General features: G+C 71.5%; 22 protein-coding genes. 3 read left to right on the plus strand and 19 right to left on the minus strand.

Annotation, left to right across the window (positions count from 1 at the left end):
* The first annotated feature begins 47 nt into the window (after nt 1–47).
* Nucleotides 48–1,277 (plus strand): DUF349 domain-containing protein, encoded by a 1,230-nt coding sequence (locus tag ACZ7C5_RS08165; RefSeq protein WP_401087482.1) that lies wholly within the window; start codon nt 48–50, stop codon nt 1,275–1,277.
* 85 nt (nt 1,278–1,362) lie between these two features.
* Here the strand turns inward: ACZ7C5_RS08165 and ACZ7C5_RS08170 are convergent, their stop codons facing one another.
* From ACZ7C5_RS08170 to pgsA, 16 genes are all read right to left on the minus strand, one after another.
* Nucleotides 1,363–3,810 (minus strand): RelA/SpoT family protein, encoded by a 2,448-nt coding sequence (locus tag ACZ7C5_RS08170; protein WP_401087483.1) that lies wholly within the window; start codon nt 3,808–3,810, stop codon nt 1,363–1,365.
* 158 nt (nt 3,811–3,968) lie between these two features.
* Nucleotides 3,969–4,520 (minus strand): adenine phosphoribosyltransferase, encoded by a 552-nt coding sequence (locus ACZ7C5_RS08175; protein ID WP_470322261.1) that lies wholly within the window; start codon nt 4,518–4,520, stop codon nt 3,969–3,971.
* A 47-nt stretch (nt 4,521–4,567) separates the two neighbouring features.
* Complete coding sequence (gene secF / locus ACZ7C5_RS08180) at nt 4,568–5,656, minus strand: protein translocase subunit SecF (RefSeq protein WP_401087487.1); 1,089 nt, start codon at nt 5,654–5,656, stop codon at nt 4,568–4,570.
* Nucleotides 5,657–5,660: 4 nt separating this feature from the next.
* Nucleotides 5,661–7,436: a protein translocase subunit SecD gene (gene secD, locus ACZ7C5_RS08185; protein ID WP_401087489.1), complete on the minus strand. Its 1,776-nt coding sequence runs from the start codon at nt 7,434–7,436 to the stop codon at nt 5,661–5,663.
* A 147-nt stretch (nt 7,437–7,583) separates the two neighbouring features.
* The gene (gene yajC, locus ACZ7C5_RS08190; RefSeq protein WP_401087490.1) at nt 7,584–8,000 is read right to left on the minus strand and encodes a preprotein translocase subunit YajC; all 417 of its coding nucleotides are present in this window, start codon (nt 7,998–8,000) and stop codon (nt 7,584–7,586) included.
* A 260-nt stretch (nt 8,001–8,260) separates the two neighbouring features.
* Nucleotides 8,261–9,346 carry a Holliday junction branch migration DNA helicase RuvB gene (gene ruvB, locus ACZ7C5_RS08195; RefSeq protein WP_401087492.1) on the minus strand — a complete coding sequence of 362 codons (1,086 nt, stop codon included), beginning with the start codon at nt 9,344–9,346 and terminating at the stop codon, nt 8,261–8,263.
* A gap of 54 nt (nt 9,347–9,400) precedes the next feature.
* Nucleotides 9,401–10,012 (minus strand): Holliday junction branch migration protein RuvA, encoded by a 612-nt coding sequence (gene ruvA / locus ACZ7C5_RS08200; RefSeq protein ID WP_401087494.1) that lies wholly within the window; start codon nt 10,010–10,012, stop codon nt 9,401–9,403.
* Nucleotides 10,009–10,575, minus strand: a complete 567-nt coding sequence (gene ruvC, locus ACZ7C5_RS08205) for a crossover junction endodeoxyribonuclease RuvC (protein WP_401087740.1) — start codon at nt 10,573–10,575, stop codon at nt 10,009–10,011. Before ruvC ends, ruvA begins: the two co-directional genes overlap by 4 nt.
* A gap of 151 nt (nt 10,576–10,726) precedes the next feature.
* On the minus strand, nt 10,727–11,485 hold the full coding sequence (locus ACZ7C5_RS08210) for a YebC/PmpR family DNA-binding transcriptional regulator (RefSeq protein ID WP_401087496.1): 759 nt from the start codon (nt 11,483–11,485) through the stop codon (nt 10,727–10,729).
* A 98-nt stretch (nt 11,486–11,583) separates the two neighbouring features.
* The gene (pdxT, locus tag ACZ7C5_RS08215; protein ID WP_188301513.1) at nt 11,584–12,207 is read right to left on the minus strand and encodes a pyridoxal 5'-phosphate synthase glutaminase subunit PdxT; all 624 of its coding nucleotides are present in this window, start codon (nt 12,205–12,207) and stop codon (nt 11,584–11,586) included.
* Nucleotides 12,208–12,300: 93 nt separating this feature from the next.
* Entirely contained in the window at nt 12,301–13,212 is a 912-nt protein-coding gene (pdxS, locus tag ACZ7C5_RS08220; RefSeq protein ID WP_401087499.1) for a pyridoxal 5'-phosphate synthase lyase subunit PdxS, read from the minus strand.
* Nucleotides 13,213–13,340: 128 nt separating this feature from the next.
* Complete coding sequence (locus ACZ7C5_RS08225) at nt 13,341–13,886, minus strand: LemA family protein (RefSeq protein ID WP_401087501.1); 546 nt, start codon at nt 13,884–13,886, stop codon at nt 13,341–13,343.
* 29 nt (nt 13,887–13,915) lie between these two features.
* Nucleotides 13,916–14,284 carry a 5-carboxymethyl-2-hydroxymuconate Delta-isomerase gene (locus tag ACZ7C5_RS08230; protein ID WP_470322262.1) on the minus strand — a complete coding sequence of 123 codons (369 nt, stop codon included), beginning with the start codon at nt 14,282–14,284 and terminating at the stop codon, nt 13,916–13,918.
* Nucleotides 14,285–14,380: 96 nt separating this feature from the next.
* The gene (locus ACZ7C5_RS08235) at nt 14,381–15,565 is read right to left on the minus strand and encodes a glycosyltransferase family 4 protein (RefSeq protein ID WP_401087504.1); all 1,185 of its coding nucleotides are present in this window, start codon (nt 15,563–15,565) and stop codon (nt 14,381–14,383) included.
* A gap of 66 nt (nt 15,566–15,631) precedes the next feature.
* Entirely contained in the window at nt 15,632–16,615 is a 984-nt protein-coding gene (locus tag ACZ7C5_RS08240; protein WP_401087506.1) for a phosphatidylinositol mannoside acyltransferase, read from the minus strand.
* Between the two features lie 16 nt (nt 16,616–16,631).
* Nucleotides 16,632–17,279, minus strand: a complete 648-nt coding sequence (gene pgsA / locus ACZ7C5_RS08245) for a phosphatidylinositol phosphate synthase (protein WP_401087508.1) — start codon at nt 17,277–17,279, stop codon at nt 16,632–16,634.
* Between the two features lie 443 nt (nt 17,280–17,722).
* Between pgsA and ACZ7C5_RS08250 the strand changes: the two genes are divergently transcribed.
* A complete protein-coding gene (locus ACZ7C5_RS08250) occupies nt 17,723–19,771 on the plus strand; it encodes an elongation factor G-like protein EF-G2 (RefSeq protein ID WP_470322263.1) in 2,049 nt (682 codons plus the stop codon).
* A 4-nt stretch (nt 19,772–19,775) separates the two neighbouring features.
* On the opposite strand, the gene ACZ7C5_RS08255 is transcribed toward ACZ7C5_RS08250, so the two are convergent.
* A complete protein-coding gene (locus ACZ7C5_RS08255; protein ID WP_470322264.1) occupies nt 19,776–20,240 on the minus strand; it encodes a thiol-disulfide oxidoreductase DCC family protein in 465 nt (154 codons plus the stop codon).
* Between the two features lie 162 nt (nt 20,241–20,402).
* On the opposite strand from ACZ7C5_RS08255, the gene ACZ7C5_RS08260 reads away from it, so the two are divergent.
* Nucleotides 20,403–22,049, plus strand: a complete 1,647-nt coding sequence (locus tag ACZ7C5_RS08260; protein ID WP_401087514.1) for a hypothetical protein — start codon at nt 20,403–20,405, stop codon at nt 22,047–22,049.
* Between the two features lie 75 nt (nt 22,050–22,124).
* Here the strand turns inward: ACZ7C5_RS08260 and ACZ7C5_RS08265 are convergent, their stop codons facing one another.
* Both ACZ7C5_RS08265 and thrS read right to left on the minus strand, forming a co-directional pair.
* Nucleotides 22,125–22,685, minus strand: coding sequence for an HIT family protein (locus tag ACZ7C5_RS08265; RefSeq protein ID WP_224278767.1), 561 nt, complete (start codon nt 22,683–22,685; stop codon nt 22,125–22,127).
* Nucleotides 22,686–22,771: 86 nt separating this feature from the next.
* Nucleotides 22,772–24,751, minus strand: a complete 1,980-nt coding sequence (gene thrS / locus ACZ7C5_RS08270; RefSeq protein ID WP_470322265.1) for a threonine--tRNA ligase — start codon at nt 24,749–24,751, stop codon at nt 22,772–22,774.
* Nucleotides 24,752–24,780 lie beyond the last annotated feature (29 nt).

Consider the following 24,780-nt stretch of genomic DNA (forward strand, 5'->3'; position numbering starts at 1 on the left):
ACGCGCGCCGCCCCGGCGCGGGCGCGACGTCATGTGGAGGACGCGCTATGAGCAGCGACCCGTGGGGCCGTGTGGACGAGCAGGGCACGGTCTACGTCAGGACGGCCGACGGTGAACGCGTCGTCGGTTCCTGGCAGGCCGGCTCGCCCGAGGAGGCCCTCGCCTACTTCGAGCGCAAGTACCAGGGCATCGAGGTGGAGATCGGCCTGCTGGAGAAGCGGGTGCGCACCACCGACCTGGCCGCCAAGGACGCCCAGGCCGCGCTGGAGCACCTGCGCGCCCAGGTGGTCGAGGGGCACGCGGTCGGTGACCTGGAGTCCCTGGCCAAGCGGCTGGACACGCTCACCGGCGAGATCGAGAGCCGGCGTGAGGAGCGCAAGGCCGCCCGCGCCAAGGCCCAGGACGAGGCCCGCTCGGCCAAGGAAGCCCTGGTCACCGAGGCCGAGCAGCTCGCCGAGTCCACCCAGTGGCGGGAGGCCGGGGACCGGCTGCGCGCCCTGGTGGACACCTGGAAGGGCCTGCCGCGGCTGGACCGCAAGAGCGACGACGAACTGTGGCACCGCTTCTCGCACGCCCGCTCGGTCTTCTCCAAGCACCGCAAGGCGCACTTCGCCACCCTGGACGCCGAGCGCGAGAAGGCCCGGCAGACCAAGGAGTCGCTGGTCACCGAGGCCGAGGCGCTGTCCTCGTCCACGGACTGGGGCAGCACCGCGGCCGCCTACCGCGACCTGATGGCGCGCTGGAAGGCCGCCGGCCGGGCCCAGCGGGACATCGAGGACGAGCTGTGGGCGCGGTTCCGCGGTGCCCAGGACGTCTTCTTCCAGGCCCGCTCCGCGGTGTTCAGCGAGCGGGACGCCGAGCAGGTGGAGAACCAGAAGCTCAAGGAGGCGCTGGCCGCCGAGGCCGAGGCGATCCTGCCGTTCACCGACCTCAAGGCCGCCAAGGCCGCGCTGCGCGAGGTCAACGAGCGCTGGGAGGCGATCGGGCACGTGCCGCGCGAGGTCCGTCCGAAGCTGGACGGCCGGCTGAACACGGTCGAGCGGGCCATCCGCGAGGCCGAGGACGCCGAGTGGAAGCGCTCGAACCCGGAGGCCAAGGCCCGCGCGGCCGGCATGGTGGGCCTGTTCGAGGCGAAGGCCGACAAGATCCAGGCCGACCTGGACAAGGCCCGCGCGGCCGGCAACGCCTCCAGGATCGCCAAGCTGGAGTCCGAGCTGTCCGGTGTGCGGACGCTGCTGGAGCAGGCGCAGAGGAGCCAGGAGGAGTTCAGCGGCTGATCGCCTCGGCGCGCTGGACGACGAAGGCCCCCGGGAGCGATCCCGGGGGCCTTTCGCGCGTACCCGTCGCGGGCGGAGAGCCCGGCTACTTGCGGGCGGAGGTGACCCGGTAGACGTCGTACACGCCCTCGACGCCGCGCACCGCCTTGAGCACGTGGCCGAGGTGCTTCGGGTCGCCCATCTCGAAGGTGAAGCGGCTCATCGCCACCCGGTCCCTGGAGGTCTGCACCGCCGCCGACAGGATGTTGACGTGCTGGTCGGAGAGCACCCGGGTGACGTCCGAGAGCAGCCTGGAGCGGTCCAGCGCCTCGACCTGGATGGCCACCAGGAAGACCGAGGACTGGGTGGCCGCCCACTCGACGTCGATCATCCGCTCCGGCTGCTGGTTCAGCGCCTCCACGTTGACGCAGTCGGCGCGGTGCACCGAGACGCCGTTGCCGCGGGTCACGAAGCCGACGATCGGGTCGCCCGGCACCGGGGTGCAGCAGCGGGAGAGCTTGACCCAGACGTCCTCGACGCCCTTGACGATCACGCCGGGGTCGCCCTTGGCCCGGCGGCGCACCGCGCGGCGGTTGTCGTGGGTCGGGGTGGCGGTCTCCGCCAGGTCCTCGGTCGCGCCCTCCTCGCCGCCGAGCGCCTGGACCAGCTTCTGCACGATGTTCGGCGCGGCGACGTGGCCCTCGCCGATCGCCGCGTAGAGCGAGGAGATGTCGGGGTAGCGCATCTCGTGGGCCAGGGTGACCAGCGAGTCGCCGGTCAGGATCCGCTGGATCGGCAGGCCCTGCTTGCGCATCGCCCGGACGATCGCCTCCTTGCCGTGCTCGATCGCCTCCTCGCGGCGCTCCTTGGAGAACCAGGCGCGGATCTTGTTGCGGGCGCGGGGTGACTTGACGAAGCCCAGCCAGTCCCTGGACGGTCCCGCGTTCTCCGCCTTGGAGGTGAAGACCTCGACGGTGTCGCCGTTCTCCAGGGTCGACTCCAGCGGCACCAGCCGCCCGTTGACCCTGGCGCCTATCGTCCGGTAGCCGACCTCGGTGTGCACCGCGAAGGCGAAGTCGACCGGGGTCGCCCCGGCCGGCAGGGCTATCACGTCGCCCTTGGGGGTGAAGACGAAGACCTCGTTGCTGGCCAGGTCGAAGCGGAGCGACTCCAGGAACTCGCCCGGGTCCGCGGTCTCCTTCTGCCAGTCCAGCAGCTGCCGCAGCCAGGCCATCTCGTTGACGGCGCCGGCCTTGTCGTCCTTGCGGACCTGGGTCGGGGTGTCGGTGCGGACCTTGGAGGCCCCGGCGACAGCGCGCTGCTTGTACTTCCAGTGCGCGGCGATGCCGTACTCGGCCCGCCGGTGCATGTCGAAGGTGCGGATCTGGAGCTCGACCGGCTTGCCCCCGGGGCCGATCACCGTGGTGTGCAGCGACTGGTACATGTTGAACTTGGGCATCGCGATGTAGTCCTTGAACCGCCCCGGCACCGGGTTCCACCGCGCGTGGATGGTGCCCAGCGCCGCGTAGCAGTCGCGGACGGTGTCGACCAGGACCCGGATGCCCACCAGGTCGTAGATCTCGGCGAAGTCCCGGCCCCGGACGATCATCTTCTGGTAGACCGAGTAGTAGTGCTTCGGCCGGCCGGTGACGGAGGCGGTGATCCGGGCGCCCCGCAGGTCCGCCTGGACCTGGTCGATGACGGTCGCCAGGTACTCGTCCCGCTTGGGGGCGCGCTCGGCGACCAGCCGGACGATCTCGTCGTACATCTTGGGGTAGAGGATCGCGAAGGCGAGGTCCTCCAGCTCCCACTTGATGGTGTTCATGCCCAGCCGGTGCGCCAGCGGGGCGTAGATCTCCAGCGTCTCGCGGGCCTTCTTCTCCTGCTTCTCCCGCTTGAGGTAGCGCATCGTGCGCATGTTGTGCAGCCGGTCGGCCAGCTTGATCACCAGGACCCGCGGGTCCTTGGCCATCGCCACGACCATCTTGCGGACGGTCTCGGCCTGCGCGGCCTCGCCGAACTTGACCCGGTCCAGCTTGGTGACGCCGTCCACCAGCAGGGCCACCGAGTCGCCGAAGTCCTTGCGCAGGGTCTCCAGGCCGTAGTCGGTGTCCTCCACGGTGTCGTGCAGCAGCCCGGCCATCAGCGTCGCGGCGTCCATGCCGAGCTCGGCCAGGATCGTCGCGACGGCCAGCGGGTGGGTGATGTACGGGTCGCCGCTCTTGCGCTTCTGCCCGCGGTGCCACTTCTCGGCCACCGCGTAGGCGCGCTCGATGTCCCGCAGCAGCGCCGGGTCGGCCTTGGGGTCGTTGGCCCGGATCGAGCGGAACAGCGGCTCCAGGACGGGGTTGAGCACGCTGGTGCGCTGGCCGCCGAGGCGGGCCAGCCGTGCCCGCATGCCGCCGGTGGAGCCGCGGCCGGAGGGGCCGAGCGAACGCGAGGAGGTCGGCGCCGGGCGTACCGGGGTGGCCCCCGAGGGCGTGGGACGGTCTTCGGGGGCGGCCGCTGGGGCCGTGGGCACAACCTCGTCGGGCAAGGACAACTCCTGGGGCACCGGGGCCGGCCCCTGCCGAGACCCGAACGGTCGGGTACAACCGGGAGGGGATGAATCTTCATGGTACCGAGCCGGGCGCCCCGGTGTTCATCCGGCCGGGCCAGGAAACGGGAGGACGGCGGTCGGATGTTCCGACCGCCGTCCTCCCGACAGGTCCCTCAGACCGTGACCAGCGTCTCCAGCGGAGCGCCGTCGAGGTGCCCGGCCAGCCGCTCGCGGCCGTCCAGGAAGCCCAGCTCCATCAGCACCACGACGCCCGCCAGCTCGGCCCCGGCCTCCTTCACCAGGTCCAGCGAGGCACCGATGGTGCCGCCGGTGGCCAGCACGTCGTCCACCACCAGCACCCGCTCACCGGGCGCGAAGGCGTCGCACTGCACCTCCAGCGTCGCCGAGCCGTACTCCAGCTCGTACGAGCGCCGGAACACCTCGCCGGGCAGCTTGCCCTGCTTGCGGATCGGCACGAAGCCGAGCCCGGCCGCGAAGGCCGCCGGGGCCGCCAGCACGAAGCCGCGCGCCTCCAGGCCCACCACCTTGGTCGCACCGAGTTCCTTCGCCCGGTCCGCCAGCGCCCTGGTGAGGGCGCCGAAGGCCTCGGCGTCGGCGAGCAGCGGCGCGATGTCCTTGAACAGCACGCCCGGCTTCGGGTAGTCCCGGACGTCCCGGATCCGGCTGTTCAGCAGCTCGGCCAGTGCGGTGTCGGCGGTGGTCACGGTGGTGTCCTTCACGGTCTGGTGGTGCCTCGCGGTCGTGGTCGGGCTCAGCGCTTGGTGGACGGACGGCCCTTGGCACGCGTGCCGGCCGAGCCGCGCTGTCCGACCATACCCGCGGGCTGCTCCTCGCCCGTCAGGTCCTCGTCCGCCCCGGTGGCGGCCTCGGCCTTGGCGGCCGCGGCCCGGTGCTGGAGGACCCGCTTGCGCAGCGCCTTCATCTCCGGCTGCTCCTCCTTGAGCTGCGCCAGCAGCGGGGTGGCGACGCAGATCGAGGAGTAGGCACCGGCCGCGAGACCGATGAACAGCGCGAGCGAGATGTCGTTCAGGGTGCCGGCGCCCAGGAAGCCGCCGCCGATGAACAGCAGCGCGGCGACCGGCAGCAGCGCCACCACGGTGGTGTTGAGCGAGCGCACCAGGGTCTGGTTGAGGCCCGCGTTGGCGGCCTCGCTGTAGGTGCGCCGGTTCTGCTTGGTGAGGTCCTTGGTGTTCTCCTTCACGGTGTCGAAGACGACGACCGTGTCGTAGAGCGAGTACCCGAGGATGGTCAGGAAGCCGATCACCGTACCCGGGGTGACCTCGAAGCCCACCAGGGCGTACACCCCGATGGTGATCAGGAGGTCGTGGATGAGGGCGACCAGGGCGGACACCGCCATCCGCCACTCGAAGGCGATCGCCAGGTAGACCGTCACCAGGACCATGAAGACGATCAGACCGGTGAGCGCCTTCTGGGAGATCTGCTTGCCCCAGCTGGGGCCGATCACCTGGGCCTCGACGGTGTCCAGCGGCACGCCGAGCTTCTGCGAGAGCTCGGAGCGGATCTGGTCCGAGCTCTTCGTCTCCTCGGTGCTGACCTGGATGCGGATCTTGCCGTTGTCGGTCGACTGCACCAGCGGGTGCGAGGCGACGACCCCGTCAGCGGTGTCCTGCGCCTGGGAGACCGTCAGGCCGGGCTTGGACACGGTGTAGACCGAGCCGCCCTTGAACTCGATGCCCAGGTGCAGGCCCATGGCCAGACCGATCGCCGCGACCAGGACGATCACGCCGGAGATGGAGTACCAGAGCTTGCGGCGTCCGACGAAGTCGAAGCTGACTTCACCCTGGTAGAGCCGGTGGCCCAGGTTGGAGAAGCGTGACACGGTGTCAGGCCTCCTTCACGGCGGAAGAGGAGGGGCTACGGCGACGGCTGCTGCGCAGCGGCGGGCGGGCGCCCAGCCGCTTCGGGTCCAGACCGGACCACGGGTGGCCTTCCAGGAAGAACTTCCGGCGGGCCAGCAGCGTGATCATCGGCTTGGTGAAGAGGAAGATCACCACGACGTCGAGCGCCGTGGTCAGACCCAGGGTGAACGCGAAGCCCTGGACCTTGCCGACCGAGACCACGTAGAGCACGGCGGCACAGAGGAAGGACACGAAGTCCGAGACCAGGATGGTGCGCCGGGCGCGCGGCCAGGCCCGCTGGACCGCCGGGCGCAGCGGGGCGCCCTCGCGGACCTCGTCGCGGATGCGCTCGAAGTACACGATGAAGGAGTCGGCGGTGATGCCGATCGCGACGATCGCACCGCAGACCGCCGGCAGGTTCAGCGCGAAGCCGATCGCGTTGCCGAGCAGGCTCATGATCGAGTAGGTCAGGGCCGCCGAGACGAGCAGACCGGCGATCGAGACCAGGCCGAGGCCGCGGTAGTAGATCAGCGAGTAGGCGACCACCAGCACCATGCCGATCAGGCCGGCGACCAGGCCGGCCTTGAGCTGGTCGCTGCCGAGCGCCGGGGAGACGGTGGTGATGTCGCTCTTGCTGAACTCCAGCGGCAGCGCGCCGTAGCCCAGCACGTTGGCGAGGTCCTGCGCCTCGGCCTGCTTGAACTGGCCGGTGATGACCGCGCTGCCGCCCGGGATCGGTCCGTTGACCTGCGGGTGGGAGACGACCTGGTTGTCCAGCACGATGGCGAACTGGTTGGTCGGCGGGGCCTGGCTGGCCAGCTGGCCGGTGACCTTGGAGAAGGCGTCGGTGCCGGCACCGTTGAACTGGAGCTGGACCTGCCAGCCGGCGCCGGTCTGGGTGTCGATGCCGGCCTGGGCCTTCTCGACGTCCGAGCCCTTCACGGCCACGGGGCCGAGGGCGAGCTTCTCGTAGTAGCCCTTCTCGTCCTTCTGGGAGCAGGCGACGACGGCCTTGTCATCGGCGCCGGTCTGAGCGGCGCGGACCTCGGGCTTGGAGCAGTCCAGGGCGGCGAACGCGGCGGTGAGCTCGGGCGGCACGGTGCCCTGGGTCATCGCGGCGGTGAGGTCGGCGGCGCTCGGCGGGGTGGCCGGGGCCGTCGGGGCCGCGCTGCCGGGGGCGGACGGCGCGGCGCTCGCGGCGGCGGACGGGCTGGAGCCCTCGGCGGCCAGCGCCTCGCTCTCGGCGCGGCCCTGCTTGGTGGCGCTCGCGGACGGGGTACCGGTCGTGGCGCCGGCGGACGGGGTCGCCGCGGGGGTGCCGGTGGCGCCGGCGGACGGGGTGCCGGTGGGCTCCGGAGCGGTGACGCCGCTGGGCGCCACGGCCAGGACCGGACGGAAGAACAGCTTCGCGGTGGTACCGACCTGGTCCGCCGCGTTCTGCCGGTCGCCGCCCTTGGGGATGTTCACGATGATCGTGTCCGAGCCCTGGGTCTGGACCTCCGCCTCCGAGACACCCATCCCGTTGACGCGACGCTCGATGATCCCGACGGCGGTGTCCATGTTGGACTTGCTGAGCGCCTTGGGATCGGTCGACTTCGCGGTCAGCGTGATGCTGGTGCCACCGGCGAGGTCGATCCCGAGCCGGGGCTTGGTGGTGCCCGTCCCGAACATGAGGGCGACCAGTCCGACGGTGACGACCAGGATGAGGGCCAGCGCCCGCCCTGGGTAGCCGTCGCGCGGGCGCGACTTGGGTGTTGCCACCTTGCTCGTTTCTCCCTGTCCATGCCACTTCCCCGGCCGTACCCCCGGCCTGCGCATGGCAGGACGGGGGTACGGCGGTTGTGCGGCCCTGAGATCCTGTGGGCTCGCGGCACTGCGCCGCGCGGCCGGGCGGGTTGCCCGGCCGTACTACTTGCTCGCGGGAGCCCCGCCCTCGGCATCGCCCTTCGCGGCGCTGTCCTTGGTGAGCGTCAGCGGCTTGTCCTCGGCCGGCTCGGCGTCGGCCGGCTCGGCCTCCTCGGCCTCCGGCTCGGGCAGCTCGTCATCCGCGGGGCGGCCGTTGATGATCGCGTCGTACTCCTGGGGGTCCAGGACGGCCGCGATGGCGCTCTTGGTGAAGTGGGTGACCACGCCGGGCGCGATCTCCAGCTCGATGGTCTCCTCGTTGACCGCCTTCACCTGGGCATACAGGCCGCCGATGGTGCGCACCCCCGCCCCGGGCTCCAGCGAGGTCTGCATCTGCTGCTGCTGCTGCTGGCGCTTCTTCTGCGACCGGAACATGAGCACGATCGCGATGATCGGGAGGAGAAGGATGATGAGGTTCACTGCAGCCAGGGTCCTTTACGGGCCGCCGGCCGGCGGCCTGTGTGGTATTGGTCGGCCCGTCAGGTGAGAGGGGCGGTCCGGCGGAGTCTAGGCGACCCCGAATCGATCGGACAACGCCAAGCATCGCATCATGCCGCCGAAAGTGGCGAGCCTCCTCCTGCACGGATTCCCCGGACCTCGTTCCGGGCTCCTCCCTGTGCCGACAGGGAAGCACCGGGCGGGAACCGACCGGGCCGAGTCACCCGTTCAGCCGATGGCGGTCAACTCTCGTCTGCCGGGAACAGCTCCGACTGGGCCGGGACGCCTCCCCGAGTGGTCTGGACCGGGTGGGTCTGCGCCGGTGGAGTCAGGCCGAGGTGCTGCCAGGCGGCGGCGGTGGCGATCCGACCGCGCGGGGTCCTGGCGAGCAGGCCCTCGCGGACCAGGAACGGCTCGGCGACCTCCTCGACCGTCTCGGACTCCTCCCCCACGGCGACCGCGAGTGTCGACAAACCGACCGGGCCGCCGCCGAACAGCCGCAGCAGCGCGCCCAGCACCGCGCGGTCCAGCCGGTCCAGACCGCGGGCGTCCACCTCGTAGACGTCCAGCGCCTGGGCGGCGATCTCCACGGTGACCACCCCGTCGTGCCTGACCTGGGCGTAGTCCCGGACCCGGCGCAGCAGCCGGTTGGCGATGCGCGGCGTGCCGCGCGAGCGCCCGGCGATCTCGGCCGCGCCGGCCGGGTCTATCTCCACGTCCAGCAGCGCGGCCGAGCGGTGCACCACCCGCTGGAGCTCGGCCGGGGCGTAGAACTCCATGTGCCCGGTGAAGCCGAAGCGGTCGCGCAGCGGGGGCGGCAGCAGGCCGGCCCTGGTGGTGGCACCGACCAGGGTGAAGGGCGGCAGCTCCAGCGGGATGGCGGTGGCGCCCGGCCCCTTGCCGACGATCACGTCGACCCTGAAGTCCTCCATCGCCATGTAGAGCATCTCCTCGGCCGGCCGGGACATCCGGTGGATCTCGTCGAGGAAGAGCACCTCACCCTCGGTGAGCGAGGAGAGGATCGCCGCGAGGTCCCCCGCGTGCTGGATGGCCGGGCCCGAGGTGATCCGGATCGGCGCGCCCAGCTCGGCGGCGATGATCATGGAGAGGGTGGTCTTGCCGAGTCCGGGCGGCCCGCTCAGCAGCACGTGGTCGGGCGCGCTGCCGCGCTTGCGGGCGGCCTGGAGCACCAGCGACAGCTGCTCGCGCACCCGCTCCTGGCCGATGAACTCGTCCAGCAGCTTGGGGCGCAGCGCCGCCTCCACCGCCTGGTCCTCACCGTCGGCGGCAGCCGTGACCAGCCGGTCGGCGGGTTCCGGGTCGTACATCGTCGCGGGCTCCAGAGTCTCCGGTGTCGACAAAGGGACAGATCGTCAGATGGGTCAGCGGGCGCGGTTGAGGCCGCGCAGGGCGAGCCTGAGCAGGGCGCCGACGTCCGGCGCCGCCTGGGCCTCGGCCTCCGGGGTGACGGCGGCGACCGCCTCGTCCGCCTCGCGCGGGGCGTAGCCGAGACCGGTCAGCGCGGAGTGCAGTTGCTCGCTCCACGGTGCCGGGCCGGCGGCGATCGGCTTCTGCGCCGGGACGGCGCCGTGCGGGGCGCCGAGCTTGTCCTTGTACTCCAGCAGCAGCTTGGCCGCCTTCGCCTTGCCGATGCCCGGCACGGCGACCAGTGCCTTCTCGTCGCCGCCCGCGATCGCCGCGCGCAGCGCGTCGGGACTGTGCACGCCGAGGATCGCCTGCGCCAGCTTGGGGCCGACGCCGGGCGCGGCCTGGAGGATTTCGAACACGGCGCGCTCGTCGTCGTCCGCGAAGCCGAACAGGGTCAGCGAGTCCTCCCTGACCACCAGCGAGGTGGCCAGCCGGGCGGGCTCCCCCAGCCGCAGCCCGGCCAGGGTGTTCGGGGTGCACTGCACGGCCATACCGACCCCGCCGACCTCGACCACCGCGAGCCCGGAGGAGATGGCCGCCACGGGCCCCTGCACGAAGGCGATCATCGGACGGTGCCTCTCACGGAAGTGGTACGGGGGCTGGTGCGGGAGGTGGTGCGGGCGGCCTGCACCGCGGCCTCCAGCCGGTTGGTGGCCCCGCCGCGCCAGATGTGGCAGATGGCCAGCGCCAGCGCGTCGGCGGCGTCGGCGGGCTTGGGCGGTGCGTCCAGCCGCAGCAGGCGCTGCACCATGGCGGTGACCTGCGCCTTGTCGGCCCGGCCCGAGCCGGTGACGGCGGCCTTGACCTCACTGGGGGTGTGCAGGGTGACGGGGATGCCGCGCCGGGTGGCGCAGAGCATCGCGACCGCGCTGGCCTGGGCGGTGCCCATCACGGTGCGCACGTTGTGCTGGGCGAAGACCCGCTCGACGGCGACCAGGTCGGGCCGGTGCTCGTCCAGCCAGGCCTCGATGCCCTGCTCGACCAGCAGCAGCCGCTGCCCGATCCCGGCGTCGGCGGGGGTGCGCACCACGCCGACCCCGGCCATCCGCAGCGGCCGGCCCGGCGCGCCCTCGACCACGCCGACCCCGCACCTGGTCAGCCCCGGGTCCACGCCCAGTACCCGTACCACTCGTCCCGTCTCCCTGCTGCTCGCCACGAAGGACCTCCGCAGGCTACCGCCCGGGTCCGACAACCCCACCGACGACACCGGCCCGGTGGTCCAGGGACCACCGGGCCGGGCAGTGAGAACGGTCACTCGCCGTCGATCGACCGAAGGCGTGTCACTCGGCGTCGAGCTGCGCGCCGACCTCGTCGGAGATGTCGAAGTTGGCGAAGACGTTCTGCACGTCGTCGCTGTCCTCCAGCGCGTCGATCAGCTTGAGGATCTTGCGGGCGCCGTCGACGTCCAGCTCGACCTGCATGCTGGGGAGGAAGTTCGCCTCGGCCGAGTCGTAGTCGACGCCGGCGTCGACCAGCGCGGTGCGCACGGCGACCATCTTCGAGGCCTCGGAGACGATCTCGAACGAGTCGCCGAGGTCGTTGATCTCCTCCGGCTCCTGGTCCAGGACGACCTCGAAGAGCTTGTCCTCGTCCACGCCGTCGGACTTGGGGACGACGACGACGCCCTTGCGGTTGAACAGGTACGACACCGAGCCCGGGTCTGCCATCGAGCCGCCGTTGCGGGTCATCGCGACGCGCACGTCGGAGGCGGCGCGGTTGCGGTTGTCGGTGAGGCACTCGATCAGAACCGCGACGCCGTTCGGGCCGTAGCCCTCGTACATGATGGTCTGGTAGTCGGCGCCGCCGGCCTCCAGGCCGCCACCGCGCTTGACGGCGCGGTTGATGTTGTCGATCGGGACCGAGCTCTTCTTCGCCTTCTGGATGGCGTCGTAGAGGGTCGGGTTTCCCTGCGGGTCGGGACCGCCGGTGCGCGCAGCCACCTCGATGTTCTTGATCATCTTGGCGAAGAGCTTGCCGCGCTTGGCGTCGATCACGGCCTTCTTGTGCTTGGTGGTAGCCCACTTAGAGTGGCCGGACATCGCCAGCTCCTTTACGTCGCCAAAGGGAAATGAACAGATGAGATCTTACCGGTGTCGTCACCGGTGGGGCGCACACAGTCAGCGCGCGGCCGACACGGTCAGTGCGCGGCCCCGGCGAGGTGCTCCTCGACCATCCGCACGAAGTACGCGTGCACCCGGTGGTCGCCGGTCAGCTCCGGGTGGAACGAGGTGGCCAGCAGGTTTCCCTGACGCACCGCGACGATCCGGCTCTCCGGGCCGTCCGCGGCGGGCAGCTCGGCCAGCACCTTGACGCCGGCGCCGACCGCCTCGACCCAGGGGGCGCGGATGAAGACGCCGTGCACCGGCTCCTCGTCCAGGCCCGCGAACTCGACCCCGGACTCGAAGGACTCGTTCTGGCGGCCGAAGGCGTTGCGGCGCACCGTCATGTCGATGCCGCCGACGGTCTCCTGGTCGTCGCGGCCGTCCAGGATCTTGTCCGCCAGCATGATCATGCCCGCGCAGGTGCCGTAGACCGGCATCCCGGCCGCGACCCGCTCGCGCACCGGGTCCATCACGCCGAACAGCAGCGCCAGCTTGGACATCGTGGTGGACTCCCCGCCGGGGATCACCAGCGCGTCGACCTCGGCCAGCTCCTCGGCGCGGCGCACCGGACGGGCGAGCGCGTCGGCCTCGGCCAGCGCCACCAGGTGCTCTCGGACGTCGCCCTGGAGGGCGAGGACGCCGATGACAGGAGTGCTCACGGTCTTCAACCTCAATCGATCGTTACGACGGACTACGTGGCGCGGCCCGCCGCGCGCCGAAGCGCTGCGGCGGGCCGGCTCAGGGGGTGGTGACTACCAGCCGCGGTTGGCGTAGCGCTCGGTCTCCGGCAGGGTGTCGCAGTTGATGCCGACCATGGCCTCGCCCAGGTTGCGGGAGGCGTCCGCGATGATCTTCGGGTCGTCGAAGAAGGTGGTGGCCTTCACGATGGCGGCCGCGCGCTTGGCCGGGTCGCCCGACTTGAAGATGCCGGAGCCGACGAAGACGCCCTCGGCACCCAGCTGGCGCATCAGCGCGGCGTCGGCCGGGGTGGCCACGCCACCGGCGGAGAACAGCACCACCGGCAGCTTGCCGAGCTCGGCGACCTCCTTGACGAGCTCGTACGGGGCGCGCAGCTCCTTGGCCGCGGCGAACAGCTCGTTGTTGTCCAGGACGCGCAGCTTGCCGATCTCGTTCTTGATCTGGCGCAGGTGGCGGACCGCCTCGACGACGTTGCCGGTGCCGGCCTCACCCTTCGAGCGGATCATGGCCGCGCCCTCGGCGATGCGGCGCAGGGCCTCGCCCAGGTTGGTGGCGCCGCAGACGAAGGGGGTGGTGAACGCCCACTTGTCCGAGTGGTTGACCTCGTCGGCCGGGGTCAGCACCTCGGACTCGTCGATGTAGTCGACACCCAGCGACTGGAGCACCTGGGCCTCGACGAAGTGACCGATGCGGGACTTGGCCATCACCGGGATGGAGACCGCCTCGATGATCTCCTCGATCATGTTCGGGTCGGACATGCGGGCCACGCCGCCGTCCTTGCGGATGTCCGCCGGAACCCGCTCCAGGGCCATGACGGCCACCGCTCCGGCATCCTCGGCGATCTTGGCCTGCTCGGCGTTGACCACGTCCATGATCACACCGCCCTTGAGCTGCTCGGCCATGCCCCGCTTGACCCGGGCGGTGCCGATCTGCGGCTGGTCTGCGGTGGTGGGGGTGGTGGACACGTGAGACCTCACTCGAAATGAACCAGTGCTATCGCCCTATGGTAGGCAGACCCGATCGCGCCTCCATGCGCCACCAAGTCCAGCCAGGACGACGGGACACGACAAACGGGCCGTATCCGGGGGACACCCTAAGCAGGCGATCCCTCGGGCGTAAGAGCGGGCGGCGGAGCATCGTCCATCTCGAACGCCAACGGGAACGGCGCCTTCCCCGCCAGCCGGAAGTAACGCACCAGCCGGTGCTCCCGCACCGCCCGCGCCGCCCGGACCGCGTCGTTGTGGAACCGGCGGGCCATCGGCACCCGCCGCGCCGCGGCCGTCAGATCACGAACCGTGTCCTCGCCGCCCGGCTCGGCCACCAGCGCCGCCACCTGCTCCGGCTCCTCGAACACCGCCCGCAGCGCCAGGCTCAGCTGGCTCTCCGCCACCTCGCGCTGTTCGTCCTCGGCCTGCCGGGCCGCGTGTGCCGCGTCCAGCAGCAGCAGCGAGGCCGCCGGATCCAGCAGCGAGGACGTCGCCAGCTCCATCGCCACCGAGGCCCGGCGGACCAGCTGCGCGTCCAGCGCCGCCCGCGCGGCGTCGATCCGGGCGTGCAGCCGGTCCAGGCGCCCTGCCGTCCAACTCAGGTACATGCCGAACAGCACCACGGCCACGCCGGCCCAGATCCAGGTAGTCACGAGCCGCTACGTTACCGGGTGTCACCGGTTCAGCCCCGGGCGGTCGCGTTCCGGTAGCTCTCCCGGTCGATGTCCGCGATGTTCACCGCCGTGAACAGCCGGATCCCCGGCTCCGGCCGGACGTACTCGGCCAGCAGCGCCAGCACGCCCTCGCTCAGCGCCGCCTTCGCCTCCGGCGTACGGCCCGGGAAGAGCTGGAACTCGACGTACACCTGGGCGTCGTCGGCGATCCCGCCGGTGCCGACCAGCAGCATCTCGCTCTGCCGGAACACCGTCCGGCAGGAGTCCGGCTTCGCGCCGATGGTCCTCTCCGCCAGCTCGTTGATCGCCAGGCCCAGGCCCCTGCGGTCGAAGGTGCCGGCCAGCCGGGCCGAGTAGTCGACGGAAATCTGCGGCATCGGAGGCCCCCATGCGGTGAAGCGGTACGGTCGCCCGACCCTAACCCGGCCGGCCGCCTGACCTCGCAGGCCCCCGGAGGCCGCCGCCGGGGGAGATCAGTCCCTGGCCAGGCCGAACCGGCCGCGCCACCCGTTGCGGACGTCCTCCTCGACCACCGCCGCCTCGCCGGCCGTCACCGTCTCGTACACCGAGAGGATGTCCGCGCCGACCGTCGACCAGTCGAACCGCCGCACGTGCCGCGAGGCCGCCTCCCGCAGCTCCCCCAGCCGCACCGGGTCACCCAGCAGCCGCAGCGCCGTACGGGCCAGCGCGTCCGCGTCCTCCACCGGGAACAGCTCGCCCGCCTCGCCACCGTCCAGCACCTGCTTGAACGCGTCCAGATCGCTCGCCAGCACCGGCGCACCCGCCGACATCGCCTCGACCAGGATGATCCCGAAGCTCTCGCCACCGGTGTTCGGCGCCACGTACAGGTCCACGCTGCGCAGCAGCCTGGCCTTCTCCCGGTCGCTCACCATGCCGAGGAACTCCACCTGGCGGCGCACCTCGGGCGCCAGACCGGAGACCGCCTCCTCCTCGTCGCCCTTGCCCGCCACCAGCAGCCGCACCCCGGGGCGCTCCGCCAGGATCCCCGGCAGCGCCGCCAGCAGTGTCGGCAGGCCCTTGCGCGGCTCGTTGATCCGGCCGATGAAGCCGATCGTGCCCGGCTCCCCCTTCGCCGCGTGGCCCATCCAGCGCTCGTCCGGCTCGGCCCCCGCGAAGAACCCGACGTCCACGCCGTTCGGGATCACCACCGCGTCCCCGCCCAGGTGCTCCACGAGGGTCCGCCGGGCGTACTCCGACACCGCGATCCTGGCCCGCATCTTCTCCAGGCCCGGCTGGAGGATCGGCGAGGCCGCGATCATCACCCGCGAGCGCGGATTGGAGGTGTGGAAGGTCCCCACCATCGGCCCGGTGGCCGACCACGCGGCGAGCATCGACAGGCTCGGCGCGGCCGGCTCGTGCACGTGCAGGATGTCGAAGCGCCCGTCGTGCAGCCACCGCCGCACCCGCGCCGCCGACAGGATCCCGAAGCTCAGCCGCGCCACCGACCCGTTGTACGGCACCGCCACCGACCGCCCCGCCGGGACCACGTACGGCGGCAGCGCCTCGTCGTCCTCGGCCGGCGCCAGCACCGACACCTCGTGCCCCAGGCTGATCAGGTGCTCGGCCAGGTCCCGGATGTGGAACTGCACCCCACCGGGGACGTCCCAGTCGTACGGGCAGACGATGCCGATCTTCACGGGTTCCTCAAGCTCCTTCGGACAAGTCGTGCGGGCGGGCTCCGAACGGGCCCCGGGTCACCGGCCCTAGGCCCCGGAGGCCTCGGCCGCGGGTTCGGGAGCCGCCTGCCCGTGCCCGGGGGCTGCCTCCGCACGCTCCGCGGGCGCCGCCTTCACCGTCTCACGGACCGGCAGGTCGGCCAGCCAGAACTTCTGCAGCATGTGCCAGTCCTGCGGGTGCTCGCGGATGCCCTGCTCCCACACCTCCGCCATCGCCTGGGTCATCGCCCGGGTGCGCTCCTTGCGGTCGCCCTCCTCCGGCACCGGCACCTCGGGGTGGATCATCCCGCGCAGCACCGGGCCGTCGTACCAGAGCGTCACCGGCATCAGCGCCGCCCCGGTCCGCTGGCACAGCGCCGCGGGACCGGCCGGCATCCGGGTCCGCTCACCGAAGAACGACACCTCGATGCCCGCCTCCGACAGGTCCCGGTCCCCCACCAGGCAGACCATCCGGCCCTCGCGCAGCCGCCGCGCCAACGTGCCGATCACGTTCACCGACCCACCGGTCAGCGCCAGGACCTCCATGCCCTGGCCCTCCCGGAACTCCACGAACCGGTCGAACAGCCGCTCCGGCTTCAACCGCTCCGCGACCGTCGTGAACGGGTAGCCCTTCTGTGCCACCCAGGTGCCCGCGAGGTCCCAGTTGCCCATGTGCGGCAGCGCTATCAACGCGCCGCGGCCGGCGTCCAGCTGCGCCCGCAGGTTCTCGAAGCCCTCCACCCGGACGTCCCTGGCCACCCGCTCCCGGCTCCACACCGGCAGCCGGAACGACTCCATCCAGTACCGCAGGTACGAGCGCATCCCGGCCCGGGACAGCTCCCGCATCCCGGCCTCGTCCAGCTCCGGACGGACCCGGCGCAGGTTCGCCTCCAGCTGGAGCACCCGCTTGCCGCGCCTGCGCCACGCGTAGTCCGCCAGCCGATCGAACAGCCCCCGGGCCGCCCGCTCCGGCAGGTGCTTCAGCAGCCCCCACCCCAGCGCGTACGCCCAGTACACCAGTCGGTCCGTCACCGCAGGACGCCCCCCATCAGCTCCCGGCCGCCGCTCGGTCGGCCTCGAACGCCTCCCGGCGCACGGTCAGCATCCGCTGGAACACCGTCACCAGGCTGCCCGCCGCCACCAGCCACAGCGCGACCGGCAGCAGCCACTCCACGTACGGCACACCGAACTTGTGCAGACCCGAGACCCCGGCCGCCACCAGGCCGGCCACCAGCCGCTCGGCCCGCTCCACCAGCCCCGACACGTCACACGGCAGCCCCTGGCTCTCCGCCCGCGCCTTGGTGTACGAGACCACCAGGCCGCTCGCCAGGCAGAAGATCGCCACCGCGCACAGCAGGTCGTTGTCGCCCTTCCCGGCGTACCACATCGCCAGGCCGCCGAAGATCGCGGCGTCCGCGACCCGGTCCAGGGTGGAGTCGAGGAACGCCCCCCACTTGGAGCTGCGGCCCAGCTGGCGGGCCATGTTGCCGTCCACCAGGTCCGAGAAGATGAACAGCGTGATCGTGATGGTGCCCCAGAAGAACTCCCCACGCGGGAAGAACACCAGCGCACCGGCCACCGAACCGGCGGTACCGATCAGCGTCACCGCGTCCGGACTCACGCCCAGACGGATCAGGAACGCGGCGAACGGGGTCAGAACACGTGTGAAGAAGGCACGCGCGTATTTGTTGAGCATGGCCTTCCCAGCCGCTCCGAATCTCCCGGGTACCCGACTGGCGCAGCACACACGACAGACGACCGGACGGATCAGCCCGCCCGGCGCTCCCATCGTAGCCACGCCTGGGACACGCTCCGGCGCACGCACCGCCGGACGGCACCCCGCCACGGCACGCACACGTACGGTCACCGACCGGCCGTACGACACGCGCCACCGCGACACCCGACCTCAGGCGTGCCGCGCGGATCAGCTCGGGTCCGCGGCGTTGGGGCACGCACCTCGCCGCGTTGTCGTCAGTCGCCAATGCTCCGCAGTGACTCCGCCCCCAGCCTTCGGCCGGGAGGTGCCCCCACCTCCGCCTTGCGATGCACGCACCCCAACGCCGCAGCCTCATCCGGCCTCATCCGCGCGGCACGCCTAGACTGCCAAGGACAGCCTCGGCGCCACGGGAGGAGACCCCGATGCCCGACCGCAGCACGGCACGAGCCGGCCAGGCACCCGCCGTCACCGGCCCGAAGGACCTGCGCAACGTCGTCCTCATCGGTTCCAGCGGTGTGGGGAAGACCACCCTCGCCGAATCCCTCGCCCACGCCGCCGGCGCCACCGGCCGGGCCGGCCGCGTCACCGACGGCACCACCGTCTCCGACCACGAGGACATCGAGCACCAGCAGCAGCGCTCCGTCCAGCTCGCGCTCCTCCCCCTCGAATGGAAGGGCGTCAAGATCAACCTGATCGACCCGCCCGGCCACCCCGACTTCGCCGCCGACCTGCGCGCCGCCCTGCACGCCGCCGACGCCGCCGTGTTCGTCGTCTCCGCCCCCGACCCGGTCACCGCCCCCACCCGCGCCCTGTGGCGCGAGTGCGCCGCCGAGGGCATCCCCCGCGCCATCGCCGTCGCCAAGCTCGACCTCGCCCGCACCGGCTTCGACGACATCCTCGCCGCCTGCCACGACGCCTTCGAACTGGGCCCGGACACCCTCCGCCCGCTCTTCCTGCCCGTCCTCCACGACGGACACCCCGACGGCAGCGTCGACCTCCTCACCGGCGACACCTACGGCGACGCCGAACCCCTGCCGGACACCGCCCCCGCCCACGACAGCCTCGTCGAGGCCATCTCCGGCCAGGACGACACCCTCATGGAGCGCTACCTCTCCGGCGACCCCCTCGACACCGACTCCCTCGAAGCCGGACTGCGCCGCGAAGTCCTCGCCTGCGCCCTCCACCCCGCCGTCCCCACCAGCGACAACGGCCTCGGCGCCACCGAACTCCTCGACCTGATCGCCCACACCTTCCCCGACCCCACCGAACGCACCCGCCCCGGCCCCGCGTGCGACCCCGACGCCCCGCTCGCCGCCCAGGTCGTCCGCGTCACCGGCGACGCCTACGTCGGCCGGATCAGCCTGCTGCGCCTGTACGCCGGCACCCTGCGCCCGGACAGCAGGATCCACCTCGCCGGCCCCGCCCACACCGCCGACCAGAACGGCGACGAACGGGTCACCGGCCTCACCAGCCCCTTCGGCAAGCTCCAGCGCCCCGTCCCGCACGCCGTCGCCGGTGACCTCGTCTGCGCCGCCAAACTCACCACCGCCCGGGCCGGCGACACCGTCCACGACCCCGGCCACCCCGTCGCCCTCGACGGCTGGCCCCTCCCCGAGCCCCTGCTCCCGATCGCCGTCGAAGCCCACAGCAAGGCCGACGACGACAAGCTCTCCCAGGCCCTCGCCCGGCTCACCGCCGAGGACCCGGCGCTCCGCCTGGAACAGAACCCCGACACCCACCAGCTCGTCCTCTGGTGCACCGGCGAGGCCCACGCCGAGGTCGTCCTCGACCGCCTCCGCACCCGCCACGGCGTCCACGTCGACACCGTCGAGCCCCGGGTCGCCCTGCGCGAGACCTTCGGCAGCGCCGCCGCAGGGCACGGCCGCCTCGTCAAGCAGTCCGGCGGCCACGGCCAGTACGCCATCTGCGACCTGGAGGTCGAACCGCTCCCGGCCGGCTCCGGCTTCGAGTTCCTGGAACACGTCGTCGGCGGCTCCGTCCCCAAGCACTTCATCCCCTCCGTCGAGAAGGGCGTCCGCGCCCAGCTCGCCAAGGGCGTCACCACCGGGTACCCGCTCGTCGACGTCCGGGTCACCCTCACCGACGGCAAGGCGCACTCCGTCGACTCCTCCGACGCGTCCTTCCAGAACGCCGCCGCACTCGCCCTGCGCGACGCCGCCGGTCACGCCGTCATCCGGCTGCTCGAACCCGTCGCCGCCGTCAGCGTCCTGCTGCCCGACGAGTACCTCGGCGCCGTCCTCGGCGACCTCTCGGCCCGCCGCGGCCGCGTCCTCGGCACCGAGACCGGCTCCGCCGGCCTCACCCTGCTGCGCGCCGAGGTCCCCGAACTCGAACTCGTCCGCTACCCGACCGACCTGCGCTCGCTCACCCACGGCACCGCCGAGTTCTCCCGCGCCTACCTGCGCCACGAACCCATGCCCGCCGCCCTCGCCGAGCGCTACACCGACTGAGGCGCTACTCCGGCCGGACGGCGGGCTTGCGGGCCGGCAGCGCGCAGGCCGCCGTACCCCCCGGCAGCCGGTGCCGGTTGCGCGCCACCCAGCGGTAGGCGAGCCCCGCCAGCGGACGCACCGGCGCCGCCGTCAACACCGCGCCCAGGTACGCCCACACCCCGCCGGAGCGCATCAGCAACCGCGCGACCGCCTGCGCGCCCCCGTACACCCGCCCGGACGGCGTCACCCAGAGCACCTCCCGCTCCGCCCGCTCCGCCGAGACCTCACCCCGGGCACCCGCGTGCCCGTCCAGCCCCGAGAGGTCCGCCCACTGGAACGCCACCACCTCCCAGCCCCCGGACGCCAGCGTCTGCCGCAGGTACCGCTCCGCCCAGCGCACGCAGGACGAGCAGAACGCGCAGTCCCCGTCGAAGACCAGCACCGGATCCTTCACGACCGCTCCCCTCTCCGTACTTCCACCCTCCATCCTGCCCCACCGCCACCAAGCGCACCGCGACGGGTATCGACCCGTCCGAAGCTGGGCATCATGCCCCTCAGGCCTCCGGTGACGGTACTTCAGACGATCATCCGCGCGGGGGTGCCACGGCACGGTAACCTGCCGCTGACAAGGGGAGGAGGGGACGCCACCGTGACCACACTCGACATGACCCCGGGTGCGCAGATACCCAGGACCGACGCCGGTCCGCAGACCGCCATCACCCAGGGGCTCTCCTCGACCGCCTACCGCGACGGCGAGATCGGGGGCTTCGTCAACGCCGTCACCGACGCCAAGGAGAAGAAGGGCCGCTTCGCGCTCTTCCGCCCCAACCTCGGCGAGGCGTTCAGCAAGGCACTGATCTCCCGCGCGCTGGGCGGCGGCCGCAAGCCCCTCGTCCCGGCCTTCGGGGTCGACACCCGCCAGGTCGTCGAGCACTGCCTGGCCGCCGAGGAACTGCGCACCACCCGCGACCGCCGGCTCAGCGTCGTCTCCGTGGTCACCGGGCTGCTCTTCCTGCCCGGCACCCTGGTCTGGCTCGGCGCCTTCCAGCTGCGCGCCTGGCTCAAGCGGGACAGCCCGAAGTACGCGGACGTCTACGGCGGCATCGTGCTCCTCCTGACGGCCGGCCTCGCGATCCTCTTCGCGCTGCGCCCGCCGGCCTCGGGCGTCCTCGGGATCTACCTGCGGATCACCATGCTCGCCCCGATCATCGGCTGGTACCTCGCCCGCCGGATCGTCGAGCGCTTCGCCAAGGACCTGCGCACCCGCTGGCAGGCGCTGGTCGAGGGCAGCGTCGTGGCCGCCTCCGTCGCCAAGGCCGTCCCCCGCGACGACCTCGACAAGAAGGCCAACGACCTGCGCGACCAGCTCGGCCGCCTGGACGCCGAGCAGGAGACCAACATCCACCACTACGCCGGTCCCAAGGGCATCCTCGGTGCCGGCCGCCGCTGGGGCGAGTGGCGCCTCGCCGACACGCTCCACCCCGCCGAGGGCCACGCCGACTTCCGCGCCTTCCACCCCTGGGACCTGATCCGCCGGATCTCCGCCCACCTCAAGGGGCTCGGCGTCAGCCACGTCGCCAACAGCGGCATGCCCAACGTCGCCATCAAGCAGTGGGTGGTCTTCGACATCGGCGAGGGCGCCGACGAGATCAGCCGCCCCGGCAACGCCGACATGGACGGCGACCGGATGCGCGACTTCGCCGTGCAGAGCGTCGCCGACAAGCAGACCTTCTCCGGCGGCCCCCGGCACTACCTCGCCACCCAGTTCATCACCCACGACGGCAAGCTGGTCCTCACCTTCACCGTCACCGTGACGCTGCTCGCCAACGTCCTGAACATCACGGTGTCCGGCTACGCGCTCGGCCCGGTCAAGGGCGTCTTCTTCGACAAGCCCAAGGACAAGGAGAAGTCGGTCTCCAAGACCGTGAGGTTCTGGGAGGAGCGCACGGTCAAGCTCCGCCTGATCGACAACGACGAGGTCGTCCGCCAGGCCGTCCGCGCCCCCTTCTACCGGATGCCCGGCCTGCTCGGCTGGCTCGGCGGCGGGCTCGGCCTGCCCGAGCCCTTCGGGCTGCGGCACATCTGGGCCGGCCGGGCCTGGGAGAACCGCTCCATGGTCGACAACGCCCAGAACGCCGCCGTCCCGGTGCTCGCCGCGGTCCACGCCGCCACCCTGGAGTTCCTCCAGGAGCACGACCTGGACGCCGACCGCTTCTTCAAGAACCGCACCTCGATCATCAAGTCCGAGGCGCAGAGCCCCCGCCCGTACAACGTGGACGAGTTCAGCGCCGGCTGATGTCCCGAACGGCACGGGAGGGCCCCGCCGAGATCCTCGGCGGGGCCCTCCCCCGTACTCCCGGCGTGCTCCGGGTCAGCCCTGCGGCCAGGCCTCGGCCAGCATCTTCCGGGTGTCCGCCAGCAGCTGCGGCAGCACCTTGGTATGGCCGACCACCGGCATGAAGTTGGTGTCCCCGCCCCAGCGCGGCACCACGTGCTGGTGCAGGTGCGCCGCGATCCCGGCCCCGGCCGCCGCGCCCTGGTTCATCCCGATGTTGAACCCGTGCGCCCCGGAGGCCGCCCGCAGCGCCGTCATGGCCTTCTTGGTGAAGTCCGCCAGCTCGGCCGTCTCGGCCTCGTCCAGGTCGGTGTAGTCGGCCACGTGCCGGTACGGCACCACCATCAGGTGCCCGCCGTTGTACGGGTACAGGTTCAGCACCGCGAACACGGCGCTCCCCCGGGCGATGACCAGCCCGTCCTCGTCGCTCAGCGACGGGATCGAGCAGAAGGGACAACCGTCGTCCGGAGCCGGACCGGTGGGCTTGTTCTCACCCTGGATGTAGGCCATCCGATGAGGGGTCCACAGGCGGCGGAAGCCGTCCGGCTCGCCGACGCCCCGCTGAAGTTCCGGCTCAGTCGTCATGCTGATCAGCATATTCGCCCGACGGTGCTTGCAAAGCCGCGCGGGGCAGACTCTTCGAGAGGCTGCCCCGCGCGGTCCCCGCCGGGGCGGGGGCTACGTCACACCTGGATCCGGTTCTTCACCGCGTCCACGATCTCGGCGACGGCCTCGTCGACCGGCACGCCGTTCTTCTGCTCACCGTTGCGGTAGCGGAACGACACCGCGCCCGCCTCGACGTCGTCGTTGCCCGCGATCAGCATGAACGGCACCTTGGTCTTCTGGGCGTTCCTGATCTTCTTCTGCATGCGGTCGTCCGAGGTGTCCACCTCGACCCGGATCCCGTGCTTCCTGAGCTTGGCCGCGACCTCCAGCAGGTACGGCACGTGCTCGTCGGTGATCGGGATGCCGGTCACGGTGACCGGGGCCAGCCACGGCGGCATGGCGCCCGCGTAGTGCTCCAGCAGCACCGCGAAGAACCGCTCGATCGAACCGAAGAGCGCACGGTGGATCATGACCGGACGCTGACGCGAGCCGTCCGCCGCCGTGTACTCCAGGTCGAAGCGCTCGGGCAGGTTGAAGTCCAGCTGGATCGTGCTCATCTGCCACGTCCGGCCGATGGCGTCGCGCGCCTGCACCGAGATCTTCGGGCCGTAGAAGGCCGCGCCGCCCGGGTCCGGCACCAGCGGGAGGCCCTGCTTCTCGGCCACGCTCGCCAGGACGGCGGTGGCCTCCTCCCAGGTCTCGTCGCTGCCGACGTACTTCACCGGGTCCTTGGTCGACAGCTCCAGGTAGAAGTCGGTCAGACCGTAGTCGCGGAGCAGGTTGAGCACGAAGGTCAGCGTGGAGTCGAGCTCCTCCGCCATCTGCTCGCGGGTGCAGTAGATGTGCGCGTCGTCCTGCGTGAAGCCGCGGGCCCGGGTCAGGCCGTGCACCACGCCGGACTTCTCGTAGCGGTACACCGTCCCGAACTCGAAGAGGCGCAGCGGCAGTTCACGGTACGAGCGGCCGCGCGCGTCGAAGATCAGGTTGTGCATCGGGCAGTTCATCGGCTTGAGGTAGTAGTCCACGCCCTCGTCGAGCTGCATGGGCGGGTACATACCGTCCGCGTACCAGTCGAGGTGGCCGCTCTTCTCGAAGAGCTTCCCCTTGGTGGCGTGCGGGGTGTAGACGAACTCGTAGCCCTCCTCCTCGTGCCGCTTGCGCGAGTAGTCCTCCATGGCCCGGCGGATGATGCCGCCCTTGGGGTGGAAGACGGCGAGGCCGGAGCCGATCTCCTCCGGGATGGAGAAGAGGTCGAGTTCGTTGCCGAGCTTGCGGTGGTCGCGCTTCTCGGCCTCGACGAGGAAGTCGAGGTGGGCCTTGAGCTCGTCCTTGGTCGGCCAGGCGGTGCCGTAGATGCGCTGCAACATCGGGTTCTTCTCGCTGCCGCGCCAGTAGGCGGCCGCGTTGCGCATCAGCTTGAACGCCGGGATGTGCCGGGTGCTGGGCAGGTGCGGGCCGCGGCAGAGGTCGCCCCAGCACTGGTCGCCGGTCTTGGCGTCCAGGTTGTCGTAGATGGTGAGCTCGCCGGCGCCGACCTCGACGTCGGCACCCTCGCCGGCGGTCGCGGCGGAGCCCTTGAGGCCGATCAGCTCGAGCTTGTACGGCTCGGCGGCCAGCTCCTCGGCGGCGGCCTCGTCGGTGACCACCCGGCGGGAGAACTTCTGCCCGCGCTTGATGATCTCCTGCATCTTCTTCTCGATGGCCTTGAGGTCATCGGGGTGGAACGGCTTCTCGACGTCGAAGTCGTAGTAGAAGCCGTCCTTGACCGGCGGGCCGATGCCCAGCTTGGCCTCGGGGTAGAGCTGCTGCACGGCCTGGGCCATGACGTGCGCGGTGGAGTGGCGCAGGATGTCCAGGCCGTCCTTGCTGCCGATCCCGACCGGCTCGACCTCGTCGCCGTCCTGGACGGCGTACGCGAGGTCCTTGAGCAGGCCGCCGACGCGGGCGGCGATGATCGAGCGGTCGTCGGCGAAGAGCTCGGCGGCCGTGGTGCCCGTCGTCACCACGCGCTCTTCCCGATCGGGTTCGCGGCTGATGATTACCCGGACGTCCGTCACCGGTCTCTCCTGACGTGCTGGATTTCAGA

Source organism: Kitasatospora sp. NPDC036993 (assembly GCF_055607525.1).